18 protein-coding genes are annotated in these 16,502 nt (G+C 65.0%); 8 read left to right on the top strand and 10 right to left on the bottom strand.

Annotated features, from left to right (window positions below):
• Positions 1 to 9: 9 nt before the first annotated feature.
• Entirely contained in the window at positions 10 to 1,206 is a 1,197-nt protein-coding gene (locus NLM32_RS24670; RefSeq protein ID WP_254131457.1) for a serine hydrolase, read from the bottom strand.
• A gap of 185 nt (positions 1,207 to 1,391) precedes the next feature.
• On the opposite strand from NLM32_RS24670, the gene NLM32_RS24665 reads away from it, so the two are divergent.
• Positions 1,392 to 2,375, top strand: a complete 984-nt coding sequence (locus NLM32_RS24665) for a helix-turn-helix domain-containing protein (RefSeq protein ID WP_254131456.1) — start codon at positions 1,392 to 1,394, stop codon at positions 2,373 to 2,375.
• Between the two features lie 15 nt (positions 2,376 to 2,390).
• On the opposite strand, the gene NLM32_RS24660 is transcribed toward NLM32_RS24665, so the two are convergent.
• The 6 genes from NLM32_RS24660 to NLM32_RS24635 form a co-directional block, all read right to left on the bottom strand.
• On the bottom strand, positions 2,391 to 3,164 hold the full coding sequence (locus tag NLM32_RS24660; RefSeq protein WP_254131455.1) for a MetQ/NlpA family ABC transporter substrate-binding protein: 774 nt from the start codon (positions 3,162 to 3,164) through the stop codon (positions 2,391 to 2,393).
• A 29-nt stretch (positions 3,165 to 3,193) separates the two neighbouring features.
• Positions 3,194 to 3,859, bottom strand: coding sequence for a methionine ABC transporter permease (locus NLM32_RS24655; RefSeq protein WP_148752239.1), 666 nt, complete (start codon positions 3,857 to 3,859; stop codon positions 3,194 to 3,196).
• Entirely contained in the window at positions 3,849 to 4,970 is a 1,122-nt protein-coding gene (locus NLM32_RS24650; RefSeq protein ID WP_254131454.1) for a methionine ABC transporter ATP-binding protein, read from the bottom strand. Before NLM32_RS24650 ends, NLM32_RS24655 begins: the two co-directional genes overlap by 11 nt.
• Before the next feature lie 233 nt (positions 4,971 to 5,203).
• Positions 5,204 to 6,646: a DASS family sodium-coupled anion symporter gene (locus NLM32_RS24645; RefSeq protein ID WP_254131453.1), complete on the bottom strand. Its 1,443-nt coding sequence runs from the start codon at positions 6,644 to 6,646 to the stop codon at positions 5,204 to 5,206.
• Positions 6,647 to 6,751: 105 nt separating this feature from the next.
• Positions 6,752 to 7,990 (bottom strand): sensor domain-containing diguanylate cyclase, encoded by a 1,239-nt coding sequence (locus NLM32_RS24640; RefSeq protein ID WP_254131452.1) that lies wholly within the window; start codon positions 7,988 to 7,990, stop codon positions 6,752 to 6,754.
• A 125-nt stretch (positions 7,991 to 8,115) separates the two neighbouring features.
• The gene (locus tag NLM32_RS24635; RefSeq protein WP_254131451.1) at positions 8,116 to 8,922 is read right to left on the bottom strand and encodes an enoyl-CoA hydratase/isomerase family protein; all 807 of its coding nucleotides are present in this window, start codon (positions 8,920 to 8,922) and stop codon (positions 8,116 to 8,118) included.
• A gap of 121 nt (positions 8,923 to 9,043) precedes the next feature.
• On the opposite strand from NLM32_RS24635, the gene nthA reads away from it, so the two are divergent.
• The 3 genes from nthA to NLM32_RS24620 are packed head-to-tail and all read left to right on the top strand — an operon-like array spanning position 9,044 to position 10,712.
• Positions 9,044 to 9,679 (top strand): nitrile hydratase subunit alpha, encoded by a 636-nt coding sequence (gene nthA / locus NLM32_RS24630; RefSeq protein WP_254135407.1) that lies wholly within the window; start codon positions 9,044 to 9,046, stop codon positions 9,677 to 9,679.
• Positions 9,676 to 10,335, top strand: coding sequence for a nitrile hydratase subunit beta (gene nthB / locus NLM32_RS24625; RefSeq protein WP_254131450.1), 660 nt, complete (start codon positions 9,676 to 9,678; stop codon positions 10,333 to 10,335). The genes nthA and nthB overlap by 4 nt, the downstream gene beginning before the upstream one ends.
• Positions 10,335 to 10,712 carry a nitrile hydratase accessory protein gene (locus tag NLM32_RS24620; RefSeq protein WP_254131449.1) on the top strand — a complete coding sequence of 126 codons (378 nt, stop codon included), beginning with the start codon at positions 10,335 to 10,337 and terminating at the stop codon, positions 10,710 to 10,712. Before nthB ends, NLM32_RS24620 begins: the two co-directional genes overlap by 1 nt.
• Positions 10,713 to 10,878: 166 nt before the next feature.
• Here NLM32_RS24620 and queC read toward each other — a convergent pair whose 3' ends face one another.
• Positions 10,879 to 11,595, bottom strand: coding sequence for a 7-cyano-7-deazaguanine synthase QueC (gene queC, locus NLM32_RS24615; RefSeq protein WP_254131448.1), 717 nt, complete (start codon positions 11,593 to 11,595; stop codon positions 10,879 to 10,881).
• Positions 11,596 to 11,721: 126 nt separating this feature from the next.
• Here queC and mazG point away from each other — a divergent pair, with 126 nt between their 5' ends.
• The 4 genes from mazG to NLM32_RS24595 all read left to right on the top strand — a co-directional run bounded on the left by mazG (position 11,722) and on the right by NLM32_RS24595 (position 14,733).
• Positions 11,722 to 12,570, top strand: coding sequence for a nucleoside triphosphate pyrophosphohydrolase (mazG, locus tag NLM32_RS24610; RefSeq protein ID WP_254131447.1), 849 nt, complete (start codon positions 11,722 to 11,724; stop codon positions 12,568 to 12,570).
• Between the two features lie 224 nt (positions 12,571 to 12,794).
• Positions 12,795 to 13,823, top strand: a complete 1,029-nt coding sequence (locus NLM32_RS24605; protein WP_254131446.1) for a DUF2278 family protein — start codon at positions 12,795 to 12,797, stop codon at positions 13,821 to 13,823.
• Between the two features lie 102 nt (positions 13,824 to 13,925).
• Complete coding sequence (locus tag NLM32_RS24600; protein ID WP_254131445.1) at positions 13,926 to 14,252, top strand: hypothetical protein; 327 nt, start codon at positions 13,926 to 13,928, stop codon at positions 14,250 to 14,252.
• Between the two features lie 22 nt (positions 14,253 to 14,274).
• A complete protein-coding gene (locus tag NLM32_RS24595) occupies positions 14,275 to 14,733 on the top strand; it encodes a GNAT family N-acetyltransferase (RefSeq protein WP_254131444.1) in 459 nt (152 codons plus the stop codon).
• Positions 14,734 to 14,758: 25 nt separating this feature from the next.
• On the opposite strand, the gene hflX is transcribed toward NLM32_RS24595, so the two are convergent.
• A complete protein-coding gene (gene hflX, locus NLM32_RS24590) occupies positions 14,759 to 16,144 on the bottom strand; it encodes a GTPase HflX (protein WP_254131443.1) in 1,386 nt (461 codons plus the stop codon).
• Between the two features lie 11 nt (positions 16,145 to 16,155).
• Positions 16,156 to 16,404 (bottom strand): RNA chaperone Hfq, encoded by a 249-nt coding sequence (gene hfq, locus NLM32_RS24585; RefSeq protein ID WP_007591126.1) that lies wholly within the window; start codon positions 16,402 to 16,404, stop codon positions 16,156 to 16,158.
• Positions 16,405 to 16,502 lie beyond the last annotated feature (98 nt).

Genomic DNA, 16,502 nt, shown 5'->3' with positions numbered 1-16,502 from the left:
GTCCAGAGATCAGCGCGGAGCGAGATGTGTGGTGATGGCGCGGTAGGCCGCGAACCAGCGTTGGTCGATCGGGACGTCCATCGCCTTGGGCTGCGTCGCGAGCTTGACGATGACGGTGTCCGTTTCGAGATCGACATAGAGGTGCTGGCCGTGGATGCCGATCGCGGTGAGCGCGTTGCGCGCCGGGTCGATCGTGAACCATTTGCTGCGGTAGCGCGCGCCCGGGAAGAATTCCGCGAGGTCGCCGTCAGCCCAGGCCTTGGGATCGCCATTCTCGCGGATATCGTCGACCCACCAGCCCGGCACGACCTGCCGCCCCTCGACGACGCCGCGATTGCGCATCATCTCGCCAAAGCGCAGCAGGTCGCGCGCGGTGACGGAGATTCCGCCGGCGATGCGGCCCATGCCGTGGCTGTCGAGCGTGAGCGAGCCGTCCTCCTCGGCGCCCAGGGGCTGCCAGAGATATTCGGACAGAATGCGTGGATAGGGCATGCCGCAGGCACGCTCATAGACCCAGCCGAGCACTTCGGTGTTGGTCGAGACGTAGTGGAACACCTTGCCGTGCGGCTTGCCGGTGCCGCGGAGTGTCGCGAGATAGGCGCGCTGATGGCCGGGCTCGATACCCGGCGGTGGCACATCCCAGCCCGATGAGAAGCGGTAGCGCGCGACGTCGCCGGCGGGGTCCTCGTAGTCTTCCTCGAATTGGATCGCGACGGCCATGTCCAGCAGGTTGCGCACGGTGCAGGTGCCGTAAACCGAGGTCTCGAGCTCCGGCACGTAGCGCACCACCCTCGCCTCCGGATCGACCAGGCCGCGCGCCGCCAGCACGCCGCCGAGCGTCCCGGCGATCGCCTTGCTGATCGAGCAGATCAGGTGCGGCGTGGTCACGCCCATGCCGTCGCCATACCATTCGTGGATCAACGTGCCTCGATGCATCACGAGCAGCGTGTCGGACTGGGTCTCGCGCAGCGTCGCCTCGATCGTGGTCGCCTTGCCGTCGGGCGCGGTGAAGCCGAGCTTTGCCAACTCGCGTGGCGCGCTGGGAATTGGCGTCGGATGCGCGGAGCGACGGATGTCGGCGGTCGGCAGCACTTCGCGAACGTGCGTGAAGCCCCAGCGGATGGCTGGAAAACTGCGCCAGTTGGCGCGGGTCACCTGGGCCTCCGGTGCGGGCGGGCTGCCGCGCATGATCTCGGTCGGTCGCATCTCGATCCCTCCGCAAGGCGCGATCCCAACCCCGGTGCCGGGAACGGCTGGGGAGGAAGACTGCACGGAAGGCCGCGCGGGGCGTTATCGAAATCCCGCAATATTTTGCTGGACTCGGACGCAGGGCGTGCCAGTCTTGGCGCGGTTCTTGCTGGTTTTCGGCTGACAAATTCTGACGTCCGGTCATGGCCTTAAGCGCAACTCTTCCGATTCAGGACTCGACTGCCAGCCTGCTTCAGGCTGATAGCACGGATGTCGACGAGCATTGCGCCAAGCTCGGCCGCTGGAGGCTGAGCTACGACCAGATCAGCGCCGGGGCGTTCCGGGGCAGCTTTACGCAACTGACCCTGCCCCGGCTTGAAGTGTTCCGCGAGATCACCAGCCAGCAAGTGCGCCAATACGGCCAGTTAGGTGCCGACAGTTTTGGCATCGGCCTGCCCTGGGACGGCGATGGCGAACTCAGCTGTAACGGAACCAGCGCGAGAGGCGCCCGCGTGCTCGCCAGCATCGATGCCGAGATCGACATGTGCACGCCGAGGGCCTTCGAGCTGCGCGGCGTCGTCGCCAGCACGGTGCTGATCGCGGAGCTCGCAGCCCGGCTCGATATCGAGTTGCCGCGCGCCGTCTGGCACCAGCTGCGGGTGATCGAGACGGCCGAAGCTCCCGTCGCGCGGCTGCGCGCCCATCTCGCCGCCATCCAGGAGACCATTACGATCGCGCCCGAGCGCCTGGACGATCCGGCCGCCCGGCAGGCGCTGGAAGACGCCCTCCTCGTCGAGATCATGGACATGCTGCCGACGGCACGCCCGAGCGATCCCGGCCGCAGTTCGGCGGCACGGAAGCGGACCGTGGATCGTGCCCGCGAGCTGATGCATGGCAGCGGTGAGCGCGCGCTGTCGCTGCTGGAGGTCTGCAAGGCGGTCGGCGCCAGCCCGCGCAAGCTCGGCTATTGCTTCCAGGAGGTGGTGGGCACCAGCCCGATGCACTATTGGCGGGCGATGCGGCTGAACCGCGTGCGGCGCGACCTCAAGCGGGGTACTGACGCGTCAATCTACGACGTCGCCGTGCAGCACGGCTTCTGGCACTTCAGCCAGTTCTCGCTCGACTACAAGCGCCACTTCGCAGAGCTGCCCTCGGAGACGCTGCGGCGCGCCAGGCTCGCGGCCTGACGCGCCTGCGCGAGCTTACCAGGTCGGAAGGTACGTGCCCTTGAAGCGCGTCTCCAGGAACGCCTTCACCTGATCGGAGTGATAGGCCTCGATCAGCTGCTTCACCCAGGGCTTGTCCTTGTCTTCTTCGCGGACGGCGAGGATGTTGACCCAGGGACCGTCCGGATTCTCCTGCGCAACCGCATCCTTTGACGGATTGAGGCCGGCCTGCACGGCGTAATTGTTGTTGATCGAGACCAGATCGACGTCCTGGAGCGCGCGCGGAAGCTGGGCGGCATCGAGCTCGACGAAGCGGAGCTTCTTCGGGTTGTCGGTGATATCCGCAATCGTGGAGCTGACGTCGTTCGGGTTCTTCAGCTTGATCAGGCCATGCAGCGCCAGGATCATCAGGCCGCGGGCGCCATTGGAGGGATCGTTGGCGATGGCGACGCGGGCGCCTTCGGGCAGCTCAGCGAGCTTCTTGTATTTTTGCGAGTAGACGCCCTGCGGCGAGCCGATCGTGGTCGCGACCTTGACGATCTTCCAGCCGGTCTTCGAAATCTGGTTCTTCAGGTAAGGCTCGTGCTGGAACGAGTTGGCCTCGAGGTCCTTCAGTGCCAGCGCCTGGTTCGGGATCACATAGTCGGTGAACTCGACCACCTTGATGTCGAGGCCGCGCTCGGCGCCGACCCTCTTCACGACGTCCATGATCTCGGCGTGGGGACCGGCGGTCACGCCGACGCGAATGGTTTCGGCGTGGGCCGTGGTCGCAAGCAAGGCTGCAGCCGCAAGGGTTGCGAGAAAACGCATTGGTGTCTCCAGTTTCGAAAAAGTTTGGATCAGCGATGCCGTAGCCGGCGGTTGACCCGGCGCGCCAGATAATCGCCCGCGCTCTGGACCAGCTGCACCAGCGCGATCAGCACGACCACGACGGCCAGCATCATCTCCGGCATGAAGCGCTGATAGCCGTAGCGGATGCCGAGATCGCCGAGCCCGCCGCCGCCGACAGCGCCGACCATGGCGGAGTAGCCGAGCAGGCTGACCACCGCGAGCGTCAGCGCCAGCAGCAGGCCGGGCAGCGCCTCGGGGATCAAGACCTTGAACACGATCTGGATCGGCGAGGCCCCGAACGACGACGCGGTCTCGATCAGGCCGCCATCGACCTCGCGGATCGCGGCCTCGACGAGGCGCGCGATGAACGGCGCCGAAGCGATGGTCAGCGGCACGATCGCCGCGGTCGACCCGATCGAGGTGCCGGCAATCAGCCGCGTAAACGGGATGATGGCAACGACCAGGATGATGAAGGGCGTCGAGCGGGTCGCATTGACGACGATGCCGAGCACGCGATTGACGGCGGGAGCCGCGAACAGCTCGCCCTTCCGGCTGGTCGCAAGGAAGACGCCGAGCGGCAGGCCGAAGGCGGTGCCGAGCAGCGCCGCAATGCCGACCATGTACAGGCTCTCGCCCGTGGCCTGGATAATCAGGTTGATGAGTTCAGGCGACATAGCCGAGACGCTCCGCCGAGAATTGATATTGCGACAGCCAGGCCAGCGTGCGCGCGGCAGCGCTGTCTCCGCCGGGAATGCCGAGCACCAGCGATCCCACATGCTGGCCGCCGATCTCGTCGATGCGCGCCGAGAGCAGCGAGACGTCGAGGCCGAGCTCGCGGGCAAGCCGCGCGATCAGCGTGTCTCCCGCCCCTGCCCCGCGCACCTGGACGCGGATCACGGCGTGGCTGCCCGGTTCCTGCACGATCCGGCTGGCCAGAGAGACCGGCAGGCTGTCGCCGGTCACCTCGGCCAGGAAGGACTGGGTGATCGGATGTTTGGGATGGGTGAAGATATCCGCGACATGGCCGCTCTCGACGACGTGGCCGGCATCGAGCACGACGACTTCCTTGGCGAGCTGGCGCACGACGGACATTTCATGGGTGATCAGCACGATGGTCACGCCGAGCTCGCGGTTGATGTTCGCAAGCAGATCGAGGATCGCGCGCGTGGTCTGCGGATCGAGCGCGGAGGTCGCCTCGTCCGACAGCAGCACGCTCGGCCGTGTCGCCAGCGCGCGGGCAATGCCGACGCGCTGCTTCTGACCACCGGAGAGTTCCGAGGGGTAACGGTCGTGCTTGTCGGCGATCCCGACGAGGTCGAGCAGCTCGGCCACGCGGGCCTTGATGTCGGCCTTGGACCAGCCGGCGATCTCCAGCGGGAGCGCGATGTTGTCGGCCGCGGTGCGCGACGACAGCAGATTGAAGTGCTGGAAGATCATGCCGATCGAGCGCTGCGCGAGCCGCAAGTCCCGCCCGGTGAGCACCGAGATGTCCTTGCCATCGACGACGACGCGGCCCGTGGTCGGTTTCTCCAGCCCGTTGATCAGCCGAACCAGGCTCGACTTGCCGGCGCCGGAGCGGCCGATCACGCCGGTGATGGAACCACGCGCGATCGCGAAGTCGATGCCTTCCAGCGCATTGACCCCGGGCTTGCCGCGATAGGCCGGATAGGTCTTCGAGATGTCGGCGAAACGGACCATGGCCTCCGGTTCAGCCGCGTTGTCCTTGATCTCGACCGGCTCTCCGATCACCAGCGATGGGTGCGCATTCATGGAAGCGACTTTCATGCACGATATTTAGCTCGCCCGCCCGAGAGGCGCACGAGAACCAGGTCGCCATCCAAGCGACGGAGGGTGGAACAGTGACAGGTGCCGAACGGCGACGCTGCACTGCAGCACACCATCGCCTTTTCCAGTCTTTCTTGCAATTTCAGATATTTGCTGGCGATTGGGCGAAGTTTTCCCAATCCCCCGGCTGAGAAGAAAATTCGTCTGCCGGGGGTATCAGCCTGCGGCCGGGCTCACCGGACCATTTGCAGCCAGGGCAGCACGATCAGCAGCAGCCCGGCGAAATAGAGCACCCCGAAGATCAGGCCAAAGCCCCAGAACTGCCCCTTCCCGATATAGCCGCTGCCGTAATACATCGGCGCCGGCCCCGTGGCGTAAGGCGAGATCACGCCCATCAGGCCGAGCGAGTACATGCAGAGCATCGCCAGCGTCGTCACCGGCAGATCGGCGATACCGGAACCGACCGCAAGCACGACAGGCAGCACGGCGGCGGCATGCGAGGTGATGCTCGAGAAGAAGTAGTGGATCCAGAAGAACAGCGCGACCAGCAGGATCATCGCGGTCGACGGCGTGAGGCCTGCGAGCGGTTTGGCGAATTCGTTCGCAAACCATTTGATGAAGCCGATCTCGTTGAGACCCGAGGCCAGCGTGAGCAGCGAGGTGAAATAGAAGAACACCTCCCAGGCGCTCTTCTCGCTGACGATGTCGGCGAACTCGATCACACCGGTCACCAGCATCAGCGAGATCACAATGAACACGACGGTCGTGGCATTGACGAAGTTCGAGCCGAGCACGGGCACATGGATGTCCGGGCTCGAGCCCGCGATCCACAGGAACATCGCGAGGATGATCAGCGCCAGCATGATCCACTCGTTGCGCGACATCGGGCCCATCTCCGCGAGCTCGTTCGCGGCCCAATCGGAGATCTCGGGGCTGTGCTTCACCTCCGGCCGGCAGATCGCGTAGCTGAGCAGCGGCACGAGGATCATCAGGAGAATGCCGAGCGGCGCGAAGCCGATGAACCACTGGCCCCAGCTCACGTCGACACCGACCGTCTTCTTGGCGATGGCGAGCGCCGCCGCGTTCGGCGCCAGTGCGGTGAAGAACAGCGAGCTGGTGATCGCGGTCGCCGCGAACGCGGTCCACATCACGTAGGTGCCGATCTTGCCGGCGGTCGGCCCCGGCTCGGAGCCGTAGATGCGCGGGATGTTGCTGATGATGGGATAGACGATGCCGCCGCTGCGCGCGGTGTTGGACGGCGTCGCGGGGGCAAGCAGGAAGTCGGACATCGCGACCGCGTAGCCGAGACCGAGCGTGTTGCGTCCCAGGCGCCGCACCAGCACCAGTGCGATGCGCCGGCCGAGCTGGCTCTTGCGATAGCCGATCGAGAACACGAAGGCGCCGACGATCAGCCACACCGTGCTCTCGGCGAATCCTGCCAGCATCCAGCGCAGCGATTTGCCGGGATCGGGATCGACATAGCCGCCGACGCCTGCGACCGTCAGCCCGATCAGGCCGACCGCGCCGACCGGCATCGATTCCAGGATCAGCCCGGTGATGACGGCCGCGAACACGGCAAAATAGTGCCACTGATTGACGTTGAGGCCCGCCGGAACCGGCCACAGATAGATCGCGAGCCATACCACCAGCGGCGCAATCAGCTTCCAGCGATGCATTCCCGGTCCCTCCCGCGGCGCGCGCGGGATCGTTGACCGAGCCGCTGCCGCCAAAGCCTGTTACGGCACAGATCGGCGGGCGATTCAATGCCTGCGCGAAGCCGGCTAGCCGTCTGTCCCCGTCTTGGCGAGCGGCACCATCAGGGAGCGGCGATCGGACTCGACGACCCGGTTACGGCCCTGCCCCTTGGCCTGGTACAGCGCCGTGTCGGCTGCTGCCACCAGCATGTCGCCCTTCGGCACATGCAGCGGCGTCACGGCAAGGCCGATCGACGCCGTGATGTTGCGCAATGGCGCGCCGTTGGGGATGTCGACATGCATCGCGCGGACCGCATCGAGCACGGCATTGGCGCGTGACATGGCCGCGTCGATATCGGCGCCCGGCATCAGCACCAGGAATTCCTCGCCGCCGAAGCGGCCGACGATGTCGGTCTTGCGGATGGTCTTCTCGAGCACCGCGCCGAGCTCGCGCAGCACCGCGTCGCCGGATTCGTGGCCGAAGGTGTCGTTGATCTTCTTGAAATGGTCGACGTCGATGATCAAGAGCGCCATCGTCTCGCCGGTGCGCATCGCCCGGCCGGATTCGCGCGCGAGCGCGTCCTCGAGGAAGCGGCGGTTGTAGAGGCCGGTGAGCTGGTCGCGGATAGCCTGGCTGCGCAACTGCTCGCGCAGCTGGAGGTTGGCGAGCGCCAGCGAAATCTGCTCGGCAAGCATCGTCGCAAGCTGGTCGGTGCCGTCGGCAAAGCAAGCATTGCCGGCTTCACGATAGAGCACGCCGAGCAGCGTGTTCTGCGCGACGAGCGGCTCGCAGACATAGATGCCGGCGCGAGCCTCGCAGCAGGCATGGCCGCAGACGAGCCCTTGGCTCGCCTCGGAGACCGGGAATTTGGTGCCGCGGCGCAGTGCCCAGCAATCTTCCAGCGCAAACGCCTGCGATGTCGCGGCCACCTCGCCCCAGCGCGGCCCGCGTGTGACGCCGTCACGGGCGTCGTTCATCAGGTACAGCGCGCCCGCCTCCTCCGGAAACAGGAAGCCGGCATAGGTTTCGACCGCGGCAAAAACCTCCTCCGGCTTCTGGCAGGACTGCAGCAGGCCGGAGAGCTCGGTCAGCAGCGCGATTTCCTTGGTACGGATCTCGGCCGCCTTGAGCGATGAGGTCAGCCGGGCGTTGGTGTCCTGGAGTTGTCTGGCGTGATCGGCGCGTTCGGCTTCGAGCGCGATGAGCTTGCCGAGCAGCCGGCGGGAGCGCAGCCAGATGCCGGCGACCAGCGCAATCAGCAGCGCGATCACAATGCCGCTGGCGAGAACCAAACCAGGCGCGATTTGCGGATCGGCGGCGAGCATGTCTGCAATTCCTTAACCACGAACGCCCACCTCCGGGCGGAACATGCGGGGTGGATAGCGCAGGCAGCATTGAGAATGAGTTTGCGGCGCATCCCTCCTGTGCAAAGCGGTAAAGAAAGCGTTGGCTACCTTCCCTTAAACTTAGGCTTGCGCCGCGTCAGGAACGCCTCGACGCCCTCCTTGTGGTCCTCGCTGAGGCTCGCCAGCGCGAACTGGTCGATATCCATGTGGCTGGCGAGATCGTCCAGCGCGTGCGCGAGCCGGTTGACGGTCAGCTTGGTCATCGCGACCGACAGCGGCGGCTGCGCGGCCACCTTGCGCGCCAGCTCCATGGCGGCATCAAAGGCATGGCCGGGATCGACGACCTGCTCGACCAGGCCCCATTGATAGGCCTCGTCAGCGGAGATGCGCTCGCCGGCGAGGATCACCGCCTGCTTGGTGCGGGCCGGTCCGATCAGATGCAACATGCGCGGGATACTCTGCCAGCTCATGTTCATGCCGAGCCCGATCTCGGGCACGCGCAGATGCGCATCGCCGCCCATCACGCGGAAGTCGAGTGCGACCGCAAGCGCCACGCCGCCGCCGACGCAAAAGCCTTCGATCGCCGCGATCGTGATCTGCTCCATCTCCTGCCATGCGTGCGTCAGGCGCGGTCCGAGCTTGAGATGCCGTCTCAGCGCGCCGAGATCCATCTCCTTGCGCGAGCGCCCTTCGGCGTCCTTCAAATCGAAGCCGGCGCTGAACGCGCCCGAATTGCCGGTCAGCACCACGACGGACGTCGCCGCGTCATCCTCGAAGGAGCGCGCCGCTGCGGTGAGCTGGCGCAGCGCCTCCGGCGACAGCGCATTGATGCCGTCATGACGGTCGAACCGCACCACCGCGATCCGCCCATCGGGGCCGAGGCCCCTCTCGATCTTGACGAAGTCTTTCATGGGGCGCCTCCGAAGCTGATTTTCGATGATGTTAGCCCACAAACGACGTCACGAATATGGGACCGACCGCGCTTCAACGAAGGCTCGACAGGCAAGGACCATGCGCTTAATCTTTCGCGCCATGAGCCACGATCACGACCACCATCATCACCACGATCACGACCACTCGGAATTGTCGGAGACCGAGCTGCGCGTGCGCGCACTCGAGACGATTCTGACCGAAAAGGGTTACGTCGAGCCGGCCGCGCTCGATGCCATCATCCAGGCCTATGAGACCAAGATCGGCCCGCATAACGGCGCGCGCGTCGTCGCCAAGGCCTGGACCGATCCGGCATTCAAGAAGGCCCTGCTGGAGGATGGCAGCAAGGCGATTGGCACGCTCGGCCATGTCAGCCGCGTCGGGGACCATCTCGTCGTGGTCGAGAACACGCCGCAGCGACACAACATGGTCGTGTGCACGTTGTGCTCCTGCTACCCCTGGGAAATGCTCGGGCTGCCGCCGGTCTGGTACAAGGCCTCGCCCTATCGCTCGCGCGCGGTGAAAGACCCGCGCGGCGTGCTCGCCGATTTCGACGTGACACTGCCGAAGGACATCGAGGTGCGCGTGTGGGATTCGACCGCCGAGACGCGCTTCCTGGTGCTACCGATGCGGCCCGCAGGCACCGAGGGCTGGAGCGAGGAGCAGCTCGCCGACCTCGTCACCCGCGACTCCATGATCGGTACGGGCTTTCCCAAGACGCCCGGAGCGCCGTCGTGAACGGCGTCCACGACATGGGCGGCATGGACGGGTTCGGCAAGGTCGAGCCTGAGCCGAACGAGCCTGTCTTCCACGAGGAGTGGGAGTCCCGCGTGCTGGCGATGGTGCGCGCGATGGGCGCGGCCGGCGCCTTCAACATCGACACCTCGCGCTTCTATCGCGAGACGCTGCCGCCGCATGTCTACCTCTCGAGCTCCTACTACAAGAAGTGGTTCCTCGGGCTCGAGGAGATGCTGATCGAGAAGGGCTACCTCACGCGCGAAGAGGTCGCCGCCGGTCATGCGATGCAGCCGGGCAAGGCGCTCAAGCACGGCAAGTTCGACCTCGCCAATGTCGAGCGCATCATGGTGCGCGGCAAGTTCGCCCGCCCTGCCCCCGCGGCCGCCAAATTGAACATCGGCGATCGCGTCCGTGCGAAGAACATCCACCCGACCACGCACACGCGGCTGCCGCGCTACGTGCGCGGCCATGTCGGCGTGGTCGAGCTGAACCATGGCTGCCACGTGTTTCCGGATTCCGCGGCGATGGAGCTCGGTGAGAATCCGCAATGGCTCTACACCGTCGTATTCGAAGGCCGCGACCTCTGGGGCGCGGATGGTGATCCGACGCTGAAAGTCTCGATCGACGCGTTCGAGCCTTATCTGGATCCGGCGTAATGAGCAGCAAGGCCGCTGCCGCTGCGACGGCAGCCATTCCAAGCATTCCGCGCGATGACGACGGCCCGGTGTTCCGCGCGCCCTGGGAAGCACACGCCTTCGCCATGGCGCTGACGCTGCACGACCGCGGCGTCTTCACCTGGCCGGAATGGGCCGCAGCCTTGGCCGATGAGATCAAGCGCGCGCAGGCCGCCGGAGATCCCGATACGGGCGAGACCTATTATCTGCACTGGCTCGCCACGCTGGAGGGGCTCGTCGCACGCAAGGGCGTGGCATCGATGGACACGTTGCATCGCTATCGCGATGCGTGGGACCACGCGGCCGATCGGACGCCGCACGGCAAGCCGATTGAGTTAAGGCCGGAAGATTTTGGGTAGTTTGTTTGGCGCGCTCGCGCCAAACCCTCCACTGTCATTCCCCGCGAAAGCGGGGAATCCAGTACGCCGCGGCTTCTCCGTACCTCGCACTGTCTCTGGAATACTGGATCGCCCGCCTTCGCGGGCGATGACTGCGGAGGTGATGGCGACAGGGGAGACCCGAGCGCTATTTGCGTCCGGCCACAAACTCCCGCCACCCCTTCGCCCGCAGGCTGCACGCCGGGCACTCGCCGCAGCCATAGCCCCAATCGTGCTGCGCGCCGCGTTCGCCGAGATAGCAGGTGTGCGACTGCTCGCGGATGAGATCGACGAGCCCCGCGCCGCCGAGGTCATGCGCCAGCTTCCACGTCGCCGCCTTGTCGATCCACATCAGCGGCGTATGCAGCTCGAACTTGCGGGCCATGCCGAGCGAGAGCGCGGCCTGCATCGCGCGGATGGTGTCGTCGCGGCAATCGGGATAGCCGGAATAGTCGGTCTCGCACATGCCGCCGACGATGTGGGTGATGCCCCGGCGATACGCCAGCGCTGCGGCGAACGTCAAAAACACCAGATTGCGACCGGGCACGAAGGTGTTGGGCAGGCCGTCGGCGCCCATCGCGATCGCGACATCGCGCGTCAGCGCCGTCTCGGACACGGCGGCCAGCGTCGGGATCGACAGCGTATGGCTCTCGCCGAGCTTGGCGGCCCAATCGGCACGCAAGCCCTTGATGCCGTCGAACAGCCGGTCGCGGCAATCGAGCTCGACGGCGTGGCGTTGCCCGTAGTCGAACCCCAGCGTTTCCACGCGTGCGAAGCGGCTGAGCGCCCAGGCAAGGCAGGTGGTGGAATCCTGGCCGCCGGAAAACAGCACCAGCGCGGTTTGTGATGAAAATGCGTCGCTCATGGCCCGGGCTTTAGCACTGTGAAGCGCAGCAGCCAATCGGTGGAAATCGGCCTGTTCCGCTTGCCGCCGCTGGGAACGGCGGCCCGCTTTTGGCATAAGGCATGGGACCCAGGAGACTGCCCCGCAATGACCCCTTCCCGCGACATTTCCCGCCTGATCGAGATCATGGCCGCGCTGCGCACGCCGGTGACCGGCTGCCCCTGGGACCTCGAGCAGAACTTTGCGACCATCGCACCCTATACGATCGAAGAGGCCCATGAAGTGGTCGACGCCATCGATCGCAACGATCTCGACGACCTCAGGGAGGAGCTCGGCGATCTGCTCTTGCAGGTGGTGTTCCATGCCCAGATGGCCTCGGAGCAGAACGCGTTTGCGTTCGGCGATGTCGTCGAAGCCATCACCCGCAAGATGATCCGGCGCCATCCCCACGTCTTCGCCGACAAGGATGGCAATCTCGCCTCCTCCCACGTCAAGGAAGTCTGGGACCGCATCAAGGCCGAGGAGAAAGCCGAGCGCGCCGCGCGCCGGCCGCCGGAGGCGACGCCGCCGCACAAATCTCTGCTGTCGGGCGTCAAGGCCGGCCAGCCCGCGCTGACCCGCGCCATGGAGCTGCAGCGCAAGGCCTCCACCGTCGGCTTCGACTGGAACGATCCGCGCGCCGTGCTGCAAAAGATCCGCGAGGAAGCGGACGAGATCGAAGCCGCGCTCGATCGCAATGACAAGCAGGAGATCGCGGAAGAAACCGGCGACCTCATGTTCGCCCTCGTCAACCTCGCTCGCCATGTCGACGCCGATCCGGAAGCCGCGCTACGTGCAACCAACGCAAAATTCGAAAAGCGCTTTGCCTATATCGAACGCGCGCTGGAGGCGCAGGGCCGCACCCTGCAGCAGGCCTCGCTGGCGGAGATGGACGCGCTGTGGAACGCAGCAAAGGGTGAAGCGGCATCGGAGGGATACAAGGAGGCCCGCCGCTAGCCTTGCGGCATTCCTCGCATGCGGCTCCACTCAGTTGACGCGATTTGATTCAGACATAGGTCAGTCCCCTTTCCTGAATGCAGCGGAGCCGCCCAGCCAGACCTTGAAGTCCGGCTCGGGGCTTGGTGGATCACCTACCTTTCAAGCCATCAAATCGTCACGACCGACAGTCTAGAGTTGAACGGCGAAGCCAGCGCAGCCGTAACCCATGGCAGGTGAGTGCGATGCCACTGAAGAGCTATTCGGTCCTCAAGGGACGCCCGATCGCGATGCGTTTCGGCACCGGCCAGTCGCCGCACTACCAGATCCATATCGTGGCCGACAACGCGGACTTCCGCATCGCCGTCAATGTTCAGTCAGCCGACGGAAGCGAAGTCGAATTCCTGGTGCGATCGCCCTTTGTCCATCCGATCACCGATCAACTCGCGGCGCTGCCGCAAGGCCTGCATGCGCAGCCGCCGAAACCGGGCGGCGTCGCGCTCGACTTCATTCGCGGCAATCTGATGCAGCCGCAGGAGATGACTCCGCTGCCGCTGTCTGCGCCTGGACCGGATAACGACCTCAACGAGAAGCTCAACCAGTTCGTCCAGCGCGCACTCTCGGACGAGAGCGCGATAATGTACGCATTCGGCGACATATGGGGGCCGGAGACGAAGGCGGACAATTATTTCGGCTTCCGCCCGGGCCGCGGCATTCACGACATCCATATGAACCAGGGAAACCCGATCGGAAGCTTCTCGGGCGACAACGGCCCGTGGCAGGACGGCGGGCTCGTGTTCGAATTCCCCAATCAAAGGCTTTGGACCGCGGTCTTCCTCAAATTCCAGACGCAGGCCTGGCACACCGACGACAAGACCGGTGATCCAATCGATCTCGGTGGAGGCACGCCGACACCGCCGCCAGATCCGACGACACCTCCGACCGGGCAACTGCCGGATGGTCTCGTGCGCATCATCGCGGCGCTCGTCAACGCCGTGAAGACGCCCGAGCGGGAGGTCGTCACGCTGCTCAATACGGCCGATCGCGACATCGATCTCACCGGCTGGATGCTGGCCGACAAGCAGAAGAACAAGATGGTCCTGTCAGGGACAATCGCGGCCGGGGGCACGCTGGCCGTCGTCGTGCAGGCGCCGATGCAATTGTCGAACCAGGGTGGCATCATTTCGTTGCTGGACGCGAATGGGGTCAAGATCCACGGCGTCGCCTATACCAAGGCGCAAGCGAAAACTCCGGGCCTGACGATTCCGTTCTGATGGACAGAGCTGGTGGCTGACGCAGAGCCCGCGATATGCGGTCAAATTCGAGCCGCGCGCCGGGTTGGCCGCACGCGATGCGGGATGCTTCGGGGCACCGTCATGCTCGAGGATGTCGCGCGAGCCTTTGATCTCTCGGACGAGGCCGAAGTCTACATTCCGATCGAGGAGTCCGAAGCAGCCTCGATTGCAGTCGGCATCTTGAATCGCGACCTCGCCTACGACACAGAGATCATGAGCCCTGCCCGCGCGGCGGCTTTCTGGCAACAGTTTATTCAGCTCTTCGACGGCCAGAGGCTTTGCTTCTTTTCGAACTGCCGAGCCGGCGTGCACCAATGGAATCCCGCAACGAACTCCACGTTTGACAAAGGCATTCTGGTCGTCGGAGAGTCCAGCAGCGGTTGTTTATGGGTCGAGGACGAGGACTAGTCGTCCCGAGTTCGAGGGCATTGTGGACATCAGGCAAGACGATCCGAAGGCGGCACATGTCGCCGATTTGCTGGCACATCATCTGGAAGAGCTGCGCAGCGTCATGGGCGAACATGCGCAGGCGCTGGACGCGAGCGGTCTGTCGGCCCCGACCGTTACGTTCTGGACCGTTTGGCAAGGCGATGTGCTGGCTGGGTTCGGTGCACTGAAGCAGCTCGATGACACGCATGCAGAGGTGAAGTCGATGCGCGCTGCGCCTGCCGCGCGCGGGACCGGAGTTGGCCGCGCCATCCTGAACCACATCGTTGCCGAAGGACGCAAGCGCGGATATGCGCGCCTTAGCCTCGAGACTGGCACTGCGCCGCTACACGAACCTGCCGTCGCGCTGTACCGCAGCGCCGGCTTCGTATCCTGCGAGCCCTTCGCCGACTATCAGGCGAGCCCGCACAACCAGTTCATGCGCCTCGATCTGTCCAGATAACTTGCTTCATACTTCGCCAGGACGACTACGGGGCCGACAGACGCGGCACGGCATCGAACCTGTTCACCACGATATCCCGCTTGGTCTCGTCCACCCGTACGGTCATGTCGAAGCGACCGTCGTGCAGCTCCTTGGCCAGCACCTCGGAATTGCGGTGCAGCCAGGAGATGCCGGCGCCGTCGGCCGCGTCGATGGAGAGATCGAGCGTGGTGCGCTTGGCGGCGAGGCGTTCTTCGATCGCCGCAAGAAGTGCGTCGATCCCCTCGCCTGACACGGCCGAGACCAGCATCGCCGGATGGTCTTCCGGCCGGCGTGCAGCGATGTTCAAAAGCTCTTCGCGCTGTTCGGAGTCGTAACGGTCGAACTTGTTCCAGACCTCGATGATGCGGCCGGAATCATCGGGATTGATACCGAGCTGCCGCAGTACCGCGTCGACGTCGCTCTGCTGCGCCTCGGCATCCTCGTGCGAGATGTCGCGCACGTGCAGGATGACGTCGGCCTCCAGCACCTCCTCGAGCGTGGCGCGGAAGGCGGCGACGAGCTGCGTCGGCAGATTGGAGATGAAGCCAACGGTGTCCGACAGCATCGCCTTGCCGCCATGCGGCAGCGTCAGCGCGCGCAAGGTGGGATCGAGCGTTGCGAACAGCATGTCGGCGGCCTGCACGTCGGCGCGGGTCAGGCGGTTGAACAGCGTCGATTTGCCGGCATTGGTGTAGCCGACCAGCGCAACCACGCGATACGGCACGCGCTGGCGGCCGGCGCGATGCAGCCGCCGCGTCGCCTGCACCTTCTTCAGCTCGCCCTCGAGTTTGGAGATGCGTTCCTGGATCAGGCGGCGGTCGGCCTCGATCTGCGTCTCGCCCGGACCGCCCATGAAGCCGAAACCGCCGCGCTGGCGTTCGAGATGGGTCCAGGAGCGCACCAGGCGCGAGCGCTGGTAGTTGAGATGGGCGAGTTCGACCTGAAGCGAGCCTTCCTTGGTCTTGGCGCGGCGGCCGAAGATTTCGAGAATGAGCCCGGTGCGGTCGAGCACCTTGGCATGCAGCTCCTTCTCGAGATTGCGCTGCTGGATCGGCGCGAGCGCGCAATCCATCACCACGAGCTCGGCCTCGAGGCTCTTGGCCAGCGCTGCGATCTCCTCGACCTTGCCCTTGCCGATATAGGTCGCGGGCCGGATCTGGCTGATCGGCGCGATGATCGCATCCGCAATGACGAGATCGATGGCGCGCGCGAGGCCGGCGGCTTCGTCGAGCCGGGCCTCGGCATTGCGCTGGATATGACTCTCCAATTGCGCGTCGGCACCGCCTGCGCGCACCCGCAAATAGGGGCCGATGACAAGCACCCGCCCCGTCTGCTTAGCCCCTGCCGACCGCGGACGATCGGCATCCCCGTCGAAATTCCGGGGTTCCAATCAGAGCACTCTCAAGCCGGCTGATCCTCGCCGCCTTCGAACAGCTGGATCGGAGCGCCCGGCATGATGGTCGAGATCGCATGCTTGTAGACGAGCTGCGAATGACCATCGCGCCGAAGCAGCAAACAGAAATTGTCGAACCAGGTCACGATGCCCTGGAGCTTCACTCCGTTGACCAGAAAGATCGTCAGTGGCGTTTTGGTTTTGCGAACGTGATTGAGGAAGGTGTCCTGCAGGTTTTGTGCGCGGTCTGCCGCCATTGTTTTTTTCTCGCTTTGAGTTTCTTTTTATTGCGCCGGTTGCGACCCTGTTTTCAAAATTGGGCCTTCTTCCGGTCGCCGTTCCTCATGAGATCCCC

The sequence above is a fragment of the Bradyrhizobium sp. CCGUVB14 genome (genome assembly GCF_024199935.1).
Classification (GTDB): Bacteria; Pseudomonadota; Alphaproteobacteria; order Rhizobiales; family Xanthobacteraceae; genus Bradyrhizobium.
This window is presented reverse-complemented; position numbering and strand designations above follow the sequence as displayed.